Origin of the sequence: Synechococcus sp. R5-15, assembly GCF_047462035.1 — a bacterium.
In the GTDB taxonomy this organism is placed as follows: domain Bacteria; phylum Cyanobacteriota; class Cyanobacteriia; order Thermostichales; family Thermostichaceae; genus Thermostichus.
This window is the reverse complement of sequence record NZ_JANSIK010000009.1, coordinates 1-13,869: the sequence shown is the minus strand read 5'-3', so window position 1 is coordinate 13,869 and position 13,869 is coordinate 1. Positions and strand designations below refer to the sequence as shown.

14 protein-coding genes and 1 tRNA gene are annotated in these 13,869 nt (G+C 58.9%); 8 read left to right on the top strand and 7 right to left on the bottom strand.

Translation table 11 applies throughout. The annotated features are described in order from the left end of the window. Positions 1-88: 88 nt before the first annotated feature. Positions 89-250 (bottom strand): hypothetical protein, encoded by a 162-nt coding sequence (locus NW839_RS01170; protein WP_011434030.1) that lies wholly within the window; start codon positions 248-250, stop codon positions 89-91. 91 nt (positions 251-341) lie between these two features. Continuing rightward, positions 342-431: a cytochrome b6-f complex subunit PetN gene (locus NW839_RS01165; protein ID WP_244349857.1), complete on the bottom strand. Its 90-nt coding sequence runs from the start codon at positions 429-431 to the stop codon at positions 342-344. Positions 432-587: 156 nt separating this feature from the next. Between NW839_RS01165 and NW839_RS01160 the strand changes: the two genes are divergently transcribed. Together NW839_RS01160 and NW839_RS01155 are read left to right on the top strand one after the other, a co-directional pair. Beyond that, the gene (locus NW839_RS01160) at positions 588-833 is read left to right on the top strand and encodes a hypothetical protein (RefSeq protein ID WP_049749597.1); all 246 of its coding nucleotides are present in this window, start codon (positions 588-590) and stop codon (positions 831-833) included. Between the two features lie 154 nt (positions 834-987). Continuing rightward, positions 988-1,572 carry an SRPBCC family protein gene (locus NW839_RS01155; protein WP_414329799.1) on the top strand — a complete coding sequence of 195 codons (585 nt, stop codon included), beginning with the start codon at positions 988-990 and terminating at the stop codon, positions 1,570-1,572. Between the two features lie 192 nt (positions 1,573-1,764). Here NW839_RS01155 and NW839_RS01150 read toward each other — a convergent pair whose 3' ends face one another. Beyond that, positions 1,765-3,753: a DICT sensory domain-containing protein gene (locus NW839_RS01150; protein ID WP_414350157.1), complete on the bottom strand. Its 1,989-nt coding sequence runs from the start codon at positions 3,751-3,753 to the stop codon at positions 1,765-1,767. 185 nt (positions 3,754-3,938) lie between these two features. Between NW839_RS01150 and NW839_RS01145 the strand changes: the two genes are divergently transcribed. Together NW839_RS01145 and NW839_RS01140 are read left to right on the top strand one after the other, a co-directional pair. Continuing rightward, a complete protein-coding gene (locus NW839_RS01145) occupies positions 3,939-4,382 on the top strand; it encodes a 2TM domain-containing protein (protein ID WP_011434035.1) in 444 nt (147 codons plus the stop codon). Positions 4,383-4,502: 120 nt separating this feature from the next. Next, positions 4,503-4,573: transfer RNA gene (locus tag NW839_RS01140), tRNA-Gly, on the top strand. Positions 4,574-4,624: 51 nt separating this feature from the next. Here NW839_RS01140 and NW839_RS01135 read toward each other — a convergent pair. Beyond that, a complete protein-coding gene (locus NW839_RS01135) occupies positions 4,625-5,266 on the bottom strand; it encodes a hypothetical protein (protein ID WP_414380443.1) in 642 nt (213 codons plus the stop codon). 235 nt (positions 5,267-5,501) lie between these two features. Between NW839_RS01135 and NW839_RS01130 the strand changes: the two genes are divergently transcribed. From NW839_RS01130 to gndA, 4 genes are all read left to right on the top strand, one after another. Then, positions 5,502-6,854: an ABC transporter substrate-binding protein gene (locus tag NW839_RS01130; RefSeq protein WP_414380441.1), complete on the top strand. Its 1,353-nt coding sequence runs from the start codon at positions 5,502-5,504 to the stop codon at positions 6,852-6,854. A gap of 111 nt (positions 6,855-6,965) precedes the next feature. Next, entirely contained in the window at positions 6,966-8,168 is a 1,203-nt protein-coding gene (locus NW839_RS01125; RefSeq protein ID WP_414350160.1) for a carbohydrate ABC transporter permease, read from the top strand. 91 nt (positions 8,169-8,259) lie between these two features. Further along, positions 8,260-8,781 carry a pentapeptide repeat-containing protein gene (locus NW839_RS01120; RefSeq protein WP_414329417.1) on the top strand — a complete coding sequence of 174 codons (522 nt, stop codon included), beginning with the start codon at positions 8,260-8,262 and terminating at the stop codon, positions 8,779-8,781. Positions 8,782-8,874: 93 nt separating this feature from the next. After that, entirely contained in the window at positions 8,875-10,293 is a 1,419-nt protein-coding gene (gene gndA, locus NW839_RS01115) for an NADP-dependent phosphogluconate dehydrogenase (protein ID WP_414350161.1), read from the top strand. On the opposite strand, the gene NW839_RS01110 is transcribed toward gndA, so the two are convergent. From NW839_RS01110 to nadC, 3 genes are all read right to left on the bottom strand, one after another. Continuing rightward, the gene (locus NW839_RS01110; protein WP_414350162.1) at positions 10,290-11,783 is read right to left on the bottom strand and encodes an L-aspartate oxidase; all 1,494 of its coding nucleotides are present in this window, start codon (positions 11,781-11,783) and stop codon (positions 10,290-10,292) included. The genes gndA and NW839_RS01110 overlap by 4 nt on opposite strands. Positions 11,784-11,812: 29 nt before the next feature. Continuing rightward, on the bottom strand, positions 11,813-12,769 hold the full coding sequence (nadA, locus tag NW839_RS01105; RefSeq protein WP_414380439.1) for a quinolinate synthase NadA: 957 nt from the start codon (positions 12,767-12,769) through the stop codon (positions 11,813-11,815). A 68-nt stretch (positions 12,770-12,837) separates the two neighbouring features. After that, a complete protein-coding gene (nadC, locus tag NW839_RS01100) occupies positions 12,838-13,695 on the bottom strand; it encodes a carboxylating nicotinate-nucleotide diphosphorylase (protein ID WP_011434043.1) in 858 nt (285 codons plus the stop codon). Positions 13,696-13,869 lie beyond the last annotated feature (174 nt).

Sequence of the window (13,869 nt, the reverse complement as noted above, 5' to 3'; positions counted from 1 at the left end):
CGTAACTTCCGCATTCCTCCCGACACTGACCCTACGGGTACAGTGCGGGGCTCCTGCGATTTCTAGCTGAGCAGGCCCAACAGCGGCCCTAGCGCTTGGAGCGACGGGCTTTGCGCTCAACTTCGTTGCGTCGCCGCCGATCCCGCCAGTCGATGAAGGTAATGTAGCCAACGCCCAGGGTTACGGCTGTCAACAGCAAAAAGATGCTTCCGTAGGCGATGCGGGCGACCAAGGGAAGATCGGTTTCCATGGTGTGAGCGGGGGTAACCCCGTCAATATCGGCGGCAGGAACAACAAGATGAATGCAAGATGGATGTGAGGCTCAATCCAGGCATGACAAATTACATGCCGTTGCGCCCCCAGACCACCAGGGCAATGGAAAGAACGAAGAAGGTGGGGACGGCAATCCAGCCAAGGGTGATGATGTCCATAGGTCTAGCCCAGCTAAAGAGGGGTTATCTCGAGGTGATCCCATTTTACGAGAGGAGATCCCTTGTCAACGGACATCTACGAACACCTGTTTTCAGTTCAAGCTGGCTACAGTGGAGTTAAATCTGAAACATCTGAGCCAAACGAGGTGGGATCCGATGGTACTGGACACATTGCCGCTGGTTGCCGCTGTAGCCATCGCCATTTTTATGCTGGTTTTTTGGGTGCGGGTGGTTCGAGAGGCCATCTGGACAACGGTGGGGATTGTAATCATCTTGGCCGTGTTGTACGTGGTCTTTAGAATTGGCCCGCGGCAGGTGCTGCAGGAGTTGCGGGATCCCTTTGCCCTTCTAGAACAGGTTTGGCAGGTGATTGTCGGTTGGTTCCAGGCCCTTCTCCCCTAGAGTTCGTTATCTGCTATACAGTTCCCTGATACAATAGAAAACACAGGGGGGCAGCCTATTGGAACTGCTGGCGAATGGTTTGTCCAGTCAAAAATCGATTCCCTCTCCGGTTTCCGCACTGCTCTACAGCACCTACGCGACTGAAGTTCTCGCCATGCCTTCTGACCCTGAATGGGATCCCCAAGACCCCACCCCAGAAGATGGGATCCCCATTCCTGCTGGCGTCAGCGGGACGGAGTCCTCAGACATCCAGGTGGAGGTGGAGGATTTGGGGGAGCGCCGCTGCCAAGTGCGAGGTCGCGTCCTGATTCCGGTGGAGCGGCAGCAGGTCTGGCAGGTTTTGACCGACTACGACCATCTGGCGGAGTTTATTCCCAACTTGGTGGAAAGTCGCGTCATTGGCCGTGAGAATGGCCGCACACTGGTACGTCAAGTGGGATCCCAAAAGGTTTTATTTGCCCAATTTTCTGCTGCGGTGGTGCTGGCTATCGAGGAGATCTTTCCTCAGCAGCTTCGCTTCCAAAAAACACAAGGGGATTTTCTTATCTTCGAGGGGTTTTGGGATCTGGCCGATTGGTCGGCCCATCAAACCTTGCTCACCTACCACCTGCAGGTCAAGCCTCCCCGCAGAATGCCTGTCGGTCTGGTGGAGCGCCGCATTTGCCAAGATTTGGCCCTGAACTTACAAGCCATTCGGGAGCGCTGCCTGAGTTTGTCGGATCATTCCAAGCCCGTTTGAGGCGCGCCCAATAGGTACCTCGTTCCCCAAGCGCTCCGCGCCGCTGACGCGACCACTCTCAGCCCTTCTGCCAAAGAAGAGGGGGGCTGGGGAACAGCTTTATTGCCATTTGTGGGATTTGATATTCGAGCTGGAATTTGCCAGGTGGATCCCAGAGGCAAAGTGGGCCGGTGGTCCTTCACCTTTCGAGTCTCAAGCAGCGATCGAGGGCTGTCCTTGGGTGTGTGGGTGCGCTATCGGCAGGGTGAAGTGGAAGGCACTGCCCTGATTGATCCCCCCCGATTCTGCCCAGATGCGCCCCCCCATGGCCTCAATGATCAGTCGGCAAATGGCTAGCCCCAAGCCCGTCCCACCCACCGAGCGCCGCAGGGATCCCTCTGCTTGATAAAACCGCTCGAAGATGGCTTGCAACCGGTCTGGCTCAATGCCGCGCCCGGTGTCGGCAACAGTGAACTTCACCATCGCCCCCGTCGATCCACCGGCTGGTGGCTCCACTTCTGCCCGAATCCAGATCCGTCCGGTGGAAGGGGTAAATTTGCAGGCATTGTCCAGCAGCTTACGCAACACCTCCACCAGCCACTCCCCATCCGCCCTAACCATTGGCAGCCGTTTGGGCAGCACCTGCTCGATGGTGGGCAAGTCTTCGTGCCGCCGTCGCGCTTTGACATTGCTCAGGGCCAGCTCCACACATTCTTGAGCAGACAACGGCTCGATATGCCAGCGAACGCGACCACTTTCCAGCTTGGAGAGGGTGAGAAAGTCCTGCACCAACTCCCGCAGCCGATCGGCATCTTGCAGGGCTGTGTTCAACATTTCCTGGCGCATCTCCAGGGGCATGTCGGGGTCGCTGGCCAAAGACTCCAAACACACCTGAATGGTGGACAGCGGGGTGCGCAGCTCGTGTCCGGTCACGGCAATCAGCTCTGATTTGGCCTGATCCAGAGCTGCCAACTGGCGATTGAGCTCTTCTAGGTGCTGATAGGCTTCTGCCTGCAAGAGGGCTACCCCCACTTGGTTGGCAATGGCTTCTGCCAACTCCAGAGTGGCCGGCTGCCAGCGGTGAGGGTGTTCGTGGTGTAGCTCCAATAGGCCCAGCAACCGCCCTTGATAGAGAATCGGCATGGCCACCCAAGCCCGAATTTGGGCCGGCTGCCACAGCTCCGGCACTCGCTGCAGGCGGGGATCCTTTTGGGTATCCTCGCAGCACACCGCTTGTGCCGAGGCCATTGCCTCCCGCAAAAAAGGGTTGCTGGGAAGAGGCCACAGGGATCCCTTAAGGCTGCCCATCGTTAGGGTGCGGTACTCCTGCTCAATCTGAACAGCAGGGGCCTGGCCATCGTAACGGTAGATCAAACATCGCCCCACCTCTGCCACCTGCCCCAGCTCCTGCACAGCAATTGCCAAAATCTCGCCGGGATCCAAAGACTGGCGAATGGCACTGCTGATGCGGTTGATCAGATGCTCTTTGCGCTCTTGCGCCCGAATGGTGCGGTAGGCCCGCTGCAGCTTGTATTGCCCTGCCTGGAGATAGGTGATCAGCCGCTCGGTAAAGGGGCCTGGATTCAGTTGGCTGGCGGAGTTTTGCGGGGATCCCTTGAGGTACTGGCGAAGGGGCTCAAGGCGAGGTTCCAGATCCGGTCGGTAACTGAGGATCTTGGGCAACAGGGCCAAAGCCGCTTGGACTGTAATCTGACGATCAAATGACCAGATCCCATCAAATTGGCGAGCTGCATCCATATCGCTGCTTTGCCAAGGACGCTCCCGCTGCATCTGCAAGCGTTCTCGACACACGAGGCAGGTGGCATAGTGGGCATCGATGACGATCAAGTGCCACTCCTGCACCAAGGGATCCTCTGGATCCAAGGGAATGGTGTGGTAGGGCAGGTCTGTCTGAGCAAAATCCTTTTCTGGGGTCGCCAACACAAACACGTCTTGGGCCATTGCGCTGATGCGCTGGTAGCGCCGTGCCTCCTGGCGGTAGTAGCGCTCCTTTTGAAAGTTAGCGAATACCCACGGGGATCCCTGCCCTTGCAGCACCTGATCCTCAATGGCGTGGCTGAGGGCAACCAAAGAGGATTTGAAATACAGTTGTGGGCGCAGGTGCGGCAAAGCCTGCAGCAGATCGCTCAATAGGGAGGTACGACTCTGGCGAAGGTAAGATCTAGAGCGGGTGGAAGCCATAACCCTACTGGCAAGCACAGATCACAGGCAGTACAGGGACACTTAACCCCAGAGAAGGAGGCTCGCAGTCTAGGTTTAGTCTAACGGTTGGGATCCCGCGGCGGAGGGAGCTTCATAAGGCGCAAGATCCAGCTAGCCCAAACTAAGAGATATAAAGTTTACGAAGTTATATGTAAGTCAGCCAAATGTCGGGATCCCGGTACAGCCAAGAGGACGTGCAGCAGATCCTCCAGCGGGCCATTGCCCGCCAGCCACGCCTGGGCGAGTTCACCCGCTCCCAACTGCAGGAGATGGCTGCCGAACTGGGGATCTCCCCCCAAGAGCTGGACTTGGCCGAGCAGGAATGGAAGGCCTGGCAAGAGCTGAACAGCCAACACCGAGAATTCCAGCGCTACCGCCGTCGGCAGTTTTACCAACTGCTGGGCCGCTATGGAATTGTCAACAGCTTTTTGCTGGGCTTAGACTGGCTCTCCGGTGGAGGGCTATCTTGGTCGCTGTTTATACTCATGGGGTGGGGCTTGACCGTTGCCCTCAAGGGCTGGAACGCCTACCAAACCGAGGGTGAACGCTACGAGAAAGAGTTTCGCCAATGGCAAAGGAAACGCCAGAAAGATCTCCAGAGCAAGTAAGCCCAGCCTATCGGAGAAGTCTGTCCCGCTGATGGAGATGGATTTTTCTCCAAACTCTGAGTGGGAAGGGGCACCGCCGAGAGATGCTACCATAGATATTCAGCATCGCTGAATGCCCGTGCGGGCGTAGTTTAATGGTAAAACCGCAGTCTTCCAAACTGCTGTTGTCGGTTCGATTCCGTCCGCCCGCTTCCTCCCACAAAATCCTAAGGGATCCCTTAAAGTGCCCTTCAGATTCTTCTTCACAGGTTGGGGCCGATCGTGGTGGTGCGGCGGATGGGTTGACCCTTTAGAGTCTTGCCTTCTACTGTTTTCACCCAGCCTTGCCCTGGTACAAATCGGTACTGCACATCGGTATCAGAGCCACCGAGCAGATCCCCTTGGGCATTGAAGACGCGAGTTTCCCGCTGCCAGTGTCCTGGCCCGGTCGGTGTACTGCTCGACTCGGTGGTGTAGGTTTGGCCGCGAGCATTGTTGAATTGGCCGCTGCGCTGCCAGCCTTGCCCCGCTTGGCCCTCGATAAGGCTCGAGCTGCTGCCCACCGTCTTGCCCTCGGCGTTTTGCAGGGTGGTGCTGCCCTGCCGTTGCCAACCCTCATGTGTGTGAGTAGTGGTGTGCTGATGGTTCAGGTTCCAGGTCTGACCTTGTTGGGTAGTGACTTGGCCGGAATAGTCTCCTTCCACCCCCTGACCGGGAATGAGTTGCCGGGATCCCTGGCCGGAATAGGTGCCACCACCCGATCTGCCACTTGGCCCGGTGTGAGTGTAGGTGCCGGAGTGAGTGAAGGTGCGCTCACCGCTCGGGGTCAGGGATCCAGCCGTTGGCGTGGTGGCTGTGCGAGTGCGTTGACGGGGGCGAGCCTGCGCAAAGGGAGCAAGCGCCATCAGGAGGGCAGTAACCAATAACAGGCAAAAGCTTGCGGTTTTCATTTTCATTCTCATTTTTCGAGACCCCTTGAGAAATTGCCAATCATGACCCAGGCTAGGTGCTCACCTCATCTGACTCTGACTTCGGCCTGAGGGTTCACCTCCCGAGGGGATCCCAGCCAGACATAACCTGCTCTTAATGTCGGTGCTGTAATCTCAGAGGTGCCTTTAGCGAATGCGACTGCATTTTTCTATGAACACCCGTCGTACTTTCCTGGCTGTTGCGGCTGGCCTGGTGGCTGCGTCTGCTGCTGCTCTTCTGGCTGCCGACAGCTTTGCTCAGTCTCCTGCCGAAGTCAAAGTTTGGATTGCCTTTACCGATAACCGCCTGGATTGGGCCCGCGGAAAAGCGGCAGAGTTCAACAAACAATTTCCTCAATACAAAGTTACGGTCGAAGGCTACGGCAACTACGAAGAAATTCAGCAAGCCACCGACCTGGCCATTCAACAAAATGCTGCTCCTTCGGTGGTGCAATGGTTTGAGGTGGGCACCCAACGGGCACGGGATTTTGGTTACTTCAAGTCCATTGCCGAGGCTCTGGGCAATCGCACCGAAGTGAACGGGATCCCAGTGAATTTCGACGATTTTATCGAGCCGGTGGTGAGCTACTACACCCTGGATGGCAAATTTACGTCCATGCCCTGGAACAGCTCCAGCCCCATTCTCTACTCCAACACGGCCATCTTGAAGAAGGCTGGGATCGAAAAGCCGCCGGCCACCTGGCAAGAGCTGGAGGCTGCTTGTCAAAAGATCATGGCCCTCCCCGACGCTCCCCAGGGCTGTGTGACCTGGCCCAATCACGGCTGGTTCTACGAGCAGTGGATGGCCCAGCAGAATGCCCTCTTGGCCAACAACGACAATGGCCGTGCCGCCCGTGCCACCCAGGTCTTTTTGGACTCGGAGCCGTCAATTGCCATCGCCACCTGGTGGAAAGGGATGTATGACAAAGGCTACTACATCTACAGCGGCAAGCAGCGGGATTGGGCAGCCACCGAGCAGGCCATCCAGACCGGTACCGTCGCCATGGCCATCACCAGCAGCGCCGATGCCGCCAACATCACCAATGCCGCCAAGCAGAACAACATCGAGCTGGTCACCACCCGCATGCCCTACAACGCCGACAAGGGTTGGACGGGGAACTTGATCGGGGGAGCCAGCCTCTGGCTGGTGAAGGATCTGCCCAAGGAGGTGGAAGAGGGGGCGCTGACCTTCATGTTGTGGCTGAACAACACCGAAAATGCTGCCGAGTGGCACCAAGTGACCGGCTACTTGCCCATTCGGAAAAGCTCGGTAGCTTTACTGGAGTCGAAGGGCTGGTTCAAGGAAAACCCCAACTTCTTCACCGCCAGCGACCAAATCAACAATTCCAAGGTGACCCCTGCCACTCGGGGGGCGCTGCTGGGGGCTTTCCCCGAAATTCGCAACGTGGTGACCCAAACCATGGAAGATCTGATGCTTAAAGGCGGGGATCCAGCCCAGGCTATGGCCAAGGCCAACCAGGAGGCCAACCGCCTTCTGGCCGAGTACAACTCCCTTTACCAGTAGCCCCAGTGTCGATGGGCCAGGGGTGTTATTGAGGGATGGGGGTGGGCGGCAGCCTGCCCCTTTTTGGGTTTTGACGAGGCTCTTGTGAAGAGCAAAGCCGAGGTGAGAGGCATGTTGGGATTCGTCCAAGTGTTGGTGCCGCTGTTGGCGGGGTTGCTGGGATCCCTCTGGATGGGGCTCCGTTTTCGACGCATCGAGTGGCCTGTGCCGGTGGGGGCAGTGCTGGGGGGCCTAGCAGGAGGGCTGGGATCCCTGATTTTTATGGCGCCCCTGGATTTTTGCACTTTTGAGCCGGAGCGCAAGGCCATCGACATGGCCTTTGGCGTGGGGCTGGTGCTGGCGGGCATGGCCATTCCCCTCTGGCCGCTGTTGGCGTGGACGCAGAAGGAGCAGGAGCGCCGCCTGGGGATCCCCGGCCCAGCTGTTCAGGAGAGGGGCATCTTTAAGCAGTGGTGGCTGGCGTGGCTGCTCTTGTTGCCCACCTTCACGATCTTGGTGGTGTTTCTCTACTACCCAGGGCTGGATACCTTCCGCCTTTCCACCCTGCTCACGTTTGTGGGGGCGCCGCGCAGCCGCTTCGTCTGTGTGGATAACTTTACCGCTTTGCTGACGGATTCCACCTATCTGCGCAGCCTGGGGATTACCTTTGCCATTTCGGCGGCCATCGTGGTGCTGGGGTTGAGCGGATCCCTGTTGATTGCCACGCTGGCCTATCAGCCGATTCGGGGGGCGGCGATTTATCGGGTGTTGCTGATCTGGCCCTACGCCATCTCTCCGGCGGTGGCCGGGATCATCTTCTTTATCATGTTCAACCCCTTGGGAGGGATGGCCAACCACTTGCTGGGGCTGGTGGGGATCCCCCGTTTAAACTGGCTCAGCGATCCCAACTTGGCCCCTTGGGTGGTGATTTTTGCCAGCGTTTGGAAGCAGATGGGCTACAACATTTTGTTTTACCTTGCCGGCCTGCAAAACCTGCCCAAGGATCTGCTGGAGGCGGCTGCCATTGATGGAGCCGGGGCTGTGCGTCGCTTTTTTGCCATCACCCTACCGCTGCTTTCTCCCATCACCTTCTTTTTGGTGATTACCAACATGACCTATGCGTTTTTCGATATCTTTGGCACCATCGATTTGCTAACTGCCGGAGGCCCTTCCGGATCCACCTCGGTGTTGATCTACGAGATCTACAAAATCGGAGTGTCTTCTGGCAATTTGGGCAGGGCTGCCGCGCAATCCATTGTCCTGTTTTTCCTTGTGGTGGGCTTGACAGTCCTGCAATTTCGCACCACCGAGCGGAATGTGACCTACGGCGGATAACGGCTGTCTCTGCTGCAACGCAATGATCCCAGTTCTCAGTGGGCAAGGGGAAAATCGGCAAGAATGGGGGTAGAGAATCTAGGGATCCCCAATGGCCCCAAAATCCAACGCCTCGACTTGCTGGCGCGACTTCGGGAAGCTGGGCATGCTGCTGGCGGCCACTCTGCTGCTTTGGCTCCTCTGGGGCTCCATAGCGGGCAGCCAAGCCCGTCTCAACTTCAACAACGCCGATCTGCAAGGTCAAGATCTATCCGGCCAAGATTGGCGGGGCAGCAGCTTTGTCAGCGCCAACCTGCAGGGCGCCGATCTGCACGGGGCCAACCTTTCGGGGGCGGCATTCACCAAGGCCAATCTGGCGGGGGCCAACCTATCCGGTGCCGATTTGAGCAATAGCCTTTTGGATCTGGCCAATTTGGCAGGAGCCGATCTCAGAGGGGCCAAGCTCACGGGAGCCATTGCCGCACGGGCGGTTTGGCAAGGAGCGCAGATTGCCGGCGCCGATTTCAGCGAAGCCTATGTGGATCGGGCGGCAAAGCGGCAGTTGTGTGAGCGAGCTGAGGGATCCCACCCGATAACCGGCGTAACCACCCGTGAGAGTTTGGGCTGCCCTTGAATCAGGGCCGGCAAAGGTGAAGAAAACAGGATCCCTGAGCCCCGTCGGTCAGATTGGCCTCTAGATTGGGTGAGGTGTCGATAGTGCCCAACTATGAGCAAGCCCAGCTTTGCGGTGATCGGCCTGGCGGTGATGGGGGAAAACTTGGCCCTCAACGTCGAGCGCAATGGCTTCCCGGTTGCCGTCTACAACCGCACCAGCTCCAAAACCGACCAGTTCATGCGGGAGCGAGCCCAAGGCAAACAGATCACCCCCGCCTACAGCTTGCCGGAATTGGTGCAACTGATGGAGCGGCCCCGCAAATTCTTGATCATGGTCAAGGCGGGTGCGCCGGTAGACGCGGTGATTGACGAGCTTAAACCCCTGCTGGATCCGGGGGATATCATCATCGACGGCGGCAACTCCCTCTACACCGACACCGATCGCCGTGCCGAAGCCCTCGCCCCCACCGGGATCCACTTTGTCGGCATGGGAGTGAGCGGCGGGGAAGAGGGAGCCCTGAACGGCCCCAGCCTCATGCCCGGCTGCAGCCCAGAGGCCTACCAACAACTGGAGCCCATCTTGGCCAAAATTGCCGCTCAAGTGCCAGACGGCCCCTGTGTCACCTACCTGGGGCCCAAAGGGGGCGGGCACTACGTGAAGATGGTACACAACGGCATCGAATACGGCGATATGCAGCTGATCGCCGAGGTCTACGACCTAATGCGCAGGGCTTTGAAGCTGTCGGCCTCGCAGATGCAGGAGATTTTTCAGGCTTGGAATGAAACAGAGCTGGAATCTTTCCTAATTGAAATTACCGCCAAGATTTTCCAAACCCTGGATCCGGAAACCGGAAAGCCGTTGGTGGATCTCATTCTGGATAAGGCTGGGCAAAAAGGCACCGGTTTGTGGACAGTCAAGGACGCTCTAGATCTGGGGGTACCAGTGCCCACCATTGAAGCGGCGGTGCAAGCTCGCATCCTCTCGTCGATGAAAGAGGAACGGGTGGCTGCCTCTGCCCAGTTGAAGGGGCCCGACGCAACTTTTGCAGGGGATCCCGACTGCTTTATCCAAGATCTGCGCGCCGCCCTCTACTGCTCCAAAATCTGCTCCTATGCGCAGGGGATGGCCCTGCTCAAAAGAGCCACTGTTGCCCACGGCTACGTCTACACCTTCAGCGAGATTCCGAGGATTTGGAAAGGGGGCTGTATCATCCGCGCCCGCTTCCTGGGCGAGATCCAGTCGGCCTACAAACGGGATCCAGAGCTGGTGAACCTGCTCTTGGATGAGGAGTTCGAGCAGGCCATCCGGGAGCGGCAGGGATCCTGGCGGCGGGTGGTGGCCACAGCGGCGGCCTTGGGGATCCCGATCCCGGCCATCAGCGCTTCTTTGGCCTACTACGACAGCTACCGTACCGCCAACCTGCCCCAGAACCTCACCCAAGCCCAGCGGGACTTCTTCGGGGCCCACACCTTCGAGCGCATCGACAGGCCGGGCGTCTTTCACCATGAGTGGAATGCCTGTTGCCGTTAGCGATGCGTAGCATCAAGAGGTCTCCGGAAAAAAGTTGAACCGCGCACCTCCGTATGGAAAGGCTCCCCTTCCTGAGGAAAATCCTCGCGGAAATGGGCCCCGCGGCTTTCCTCCCGCAGCAGCGCCCCCTGAGCTACCAGACGGGCCAGCAAAAGCAGACTGCCTGCCTCGGCCTCTTCCCGGGTGGCCCAAGGCTTTTCCTGCAGGGGAAGTGCCTTGACAAAGGTCAGAAAAGCCCGCAGCCGTGTTCCCTCCCGCACAACGCCCAAAGCTTCCCCAACTCGATGCCTGAGAGCTGGCAGGATGTCGGGAGACGTCGCCAGAACGGGTAGCCTCTGCAGCTGTCGGGGAAAGCTCACCTCTCCCAAATCTTGCAAGGCAGCCAAGGCGGCCCGCTTGCCCATGACCAGCCCTTCCAAAAGGCTGTTGGAAGCCAAGCGATTGGCTCCGTGCAGACCCGTGGAAGCCACCTCCCCAGCAGCATAAAGGCCCGGCAGGCCGGTGAAGCCGAAAGTGTCCGTTCGGATCCCACCCATCACGTAGTGAGCCGCGGGAACAACTGGGAGCAGATCCTTCGTGGGATCCAGCCCCAAGGCGCGGGCAGAGGCAACAACGGTGGGAAAGCGCTCCTCCAGATGTTCGACGACCCGCAGATCCAGGTAGGTTCCCCCTGTCTGCTGCCGCTCCCAGAAAACGGCCCGAGCTACCACATCCCGCGGCGCCAGCTCTCCCAGCTCCGCATAGCGAGGCATAAAACGCTCCCCCAAGGCGTTGAGGAGAACAGCCCCTTCTCCTCTTACTGCCTCGCTCACCAGCGCTCCATTGGGCAAGGCCGTGGGGTGAAATTGCACAAACTCCAGATCCCTGAGAGTGGCCCCTGCCCGCCAGGCCAGCACCATTCCGTCGCCGGTGGCCCCCGGGGGAGCTGTCGAGACGGGGAAAAGGCTGCCAAATCCTCCCGTAGCCAGGAGAACTGCCCCGGCCCTCACCTCCACCGGCCCTCCAGGGCCAAGCAGCAAGGCCCCCCCTACCCTGTCCCCCGCCAGCAAAAGGCTTAGGGCTGTGTAGCCCTGCAAAGGCAGCCTGTTGAGGCGAGCCAGCAAACCTCTCAGAAGCCACAGTCCGCTCCGATCCCCCCCCAGATGGCGTACCCGCGCTTGGGAGTGGCCCCCTTCCCGGACAGGTTGGGGATGGAAAGGAAGGCCCCAGCGCAAAAGTCTCTCCAGGTGCAAGGGTGCTTCCTCCACAATGGAGCGAGCCACCTTTTCTTCCACCAGGCCGCGGCCCGCTTGCAAGGTGTCTTGGATATGGGCTTCTACGTCCGCCTCATCCACAGGAAAAGCCACCCCACCCTGCGCCCAAGGGGTAGAGCCAGAGGGAAGGGGATCCTTGCTTACCACCAGAGTTGTCGCCCCCTGGGCTTCGGCCCACAGGGCTGCGTACACCCCCGCCACCCCTGCTCCCAGGATCAACAGGTCTGTTTCTAACAAGGGCGGCGCCCCGTTCTTCCCCTCCACCTCTAGGCTCCGGCGGGCACTGCCAGCATGGCCAGGATGGAACGGCGAGCCTTCTCAGCCACCTCCTGGGGCACCTGGATCACGTAGCGCATCTCCTGCAGGGAGCGGTAAATCTTTTCCAAGGTAATCTTCTTCATGTACTCGCAGACGGCTTCTGCCTTGACAGGGATGAACGTTTTGTCTGGAGCTTCTTTCTTGAGCCGGTGAAGAATGCCCACCTCGGTGGCCACCACAAACTCGCGGCTTTCTGAAGCTTTGGCGTAGCGCACCATGCCCTCGGTGGAGAGCAGCTTGGCATCCGGTTTGAGGAAGAGACAGCTAGAGCCGCAACTGCACTCCGGGTGAATGAGGAACTCTGCTCCAGGGTGCTCTTCCACCATCGCCTTGAGGTGCTCTTCCCGGATGCCAACATGCACGTGGCACTCTCCCGGAAAGAGATCCAGCTCCCTTCCGGTTACTTGAGCAACGTGGGCTCCCAGAAACATATCCGGCACGAAGAAGATGGGGCGATCCGGGGGCAGGCTGGCCACCACTTGAACTGCGTTGGCGCTGGTTACGCAGACATCTGCCAGAGCCTTGATCTCGGCAGCGGTGTTGACGTAGGCCACCACCAAGCCCTCAGGGCAGGCTTCCTTCCACCGCAGCACATCTTCTGGGCGAATGCTGTCGGCTAGGGAACAGCCCGCCTCCAGATCCGGCAGCAGCACCGTCTTTTCGGGGTTGAGGATGGCAGCCGTCTCCGCCATAAAATGCACGCCCGCAAAGACGATCACCTGGGCGCTCGTCTTTTGAGCCTCTCGAGCCAGCCCCAAGGAGTCTCCCACAAAGTCTGCTACCTCTTGAACTTCGGGGAGCTGATAGGAATGGGCAAGGATGACCGCCTGCCTTTCCTGTTTGAGCCGAACAATCTCCTGGACGATTGTGGCAGTGTTGTGTAGCAATGGGGTTTCTCCCTTCATTTTCGACTTCTTGTCGCGACAGCGTTGCGTAGCAATAAAGCAGTGTCCAGCGAGGACTTGGCTCAGGGTCACACCACCAGCAAAGAGAGATCCAAAGCCTTGGCCGAGTGGGTGAGCGCCCCGACGCTGACGTAATTCACGCCTGCCTCGGCCACTTGCCTGGCCCGTTCTGGGGTCATGTTGCCGCTGGCCTCCAGGGGAACTCTCCCTCCCACCCGTTGGACGGCGGCCTGGGTTTCTTCCAGGGTGAAGTTGTCCAGAAGGATGAGATCGGCTCCTGCTGCCAAAGCCTCTTCCAGTTCCTGGAGATCCCGCACCTCCACCTCCACCTTGAGGTGGTGGGGAGCACCTTCCTTGGCCCGCTTGACGGCTGCCAAAACGCCTCCCGCGCCGCGGTCGCAACAGCGTTGCGTGGCAATGATGTGGTTTTCCTTGATCAAAATGCCGTCGAACAGCCCAAAGCGGTGGTTTTTGCCGCCCCCTACCCGTACAGCATACTTCTCCAGGGCGCGCAGGCCGGGAGTGGTCTTGCGGGTGTCCAGAAGCTGGGTTGAGGTTCCCCGGAGAGCCTCTACATAGGTGCGGGTGAGGGTGGCAATGCCGGACAGCCTTTGGAGAAGATTGAGCGCCAGCCTCTCCCCCGCCAGAATGCCCTTCAGGGATCCCTTGAGGTGGGCCACCTCTTGACGGACAGCCACCCTGGCCCCTTCCTCCACTCCAGGGATGAACTCCACCTGGGGATCCGCCAGCCGAAAAACCCGCTTGGCAATCTCCAGGCCGGCCAGGATCCCTGTCTCCTTGGCCAGGATTACCGCCTCACCCTCCAGTCCTGGGGGTAGGGTCAGCTCTGTGGTGAGGTCGCCGTGCCCCAGGTCTTCCCACAGCCAAGCGCAAAGGGTCTCCTCTGGTAAGTAAACTTCTTCCATTTTCGGTTTGGTTTTAGCTAGACCGCCGGGAAGCCCCGCCTTCTGTTAGTGACTAGTGGCTGGTCACTATCCACTCACCACTATCCAGGGTGAGGGTCGGGATAAAAGGCGAGGACACGATGCTTCGTCCTTACTGGTGCTATGACCGGCGTAGCAGGATTTTATACCCTCATC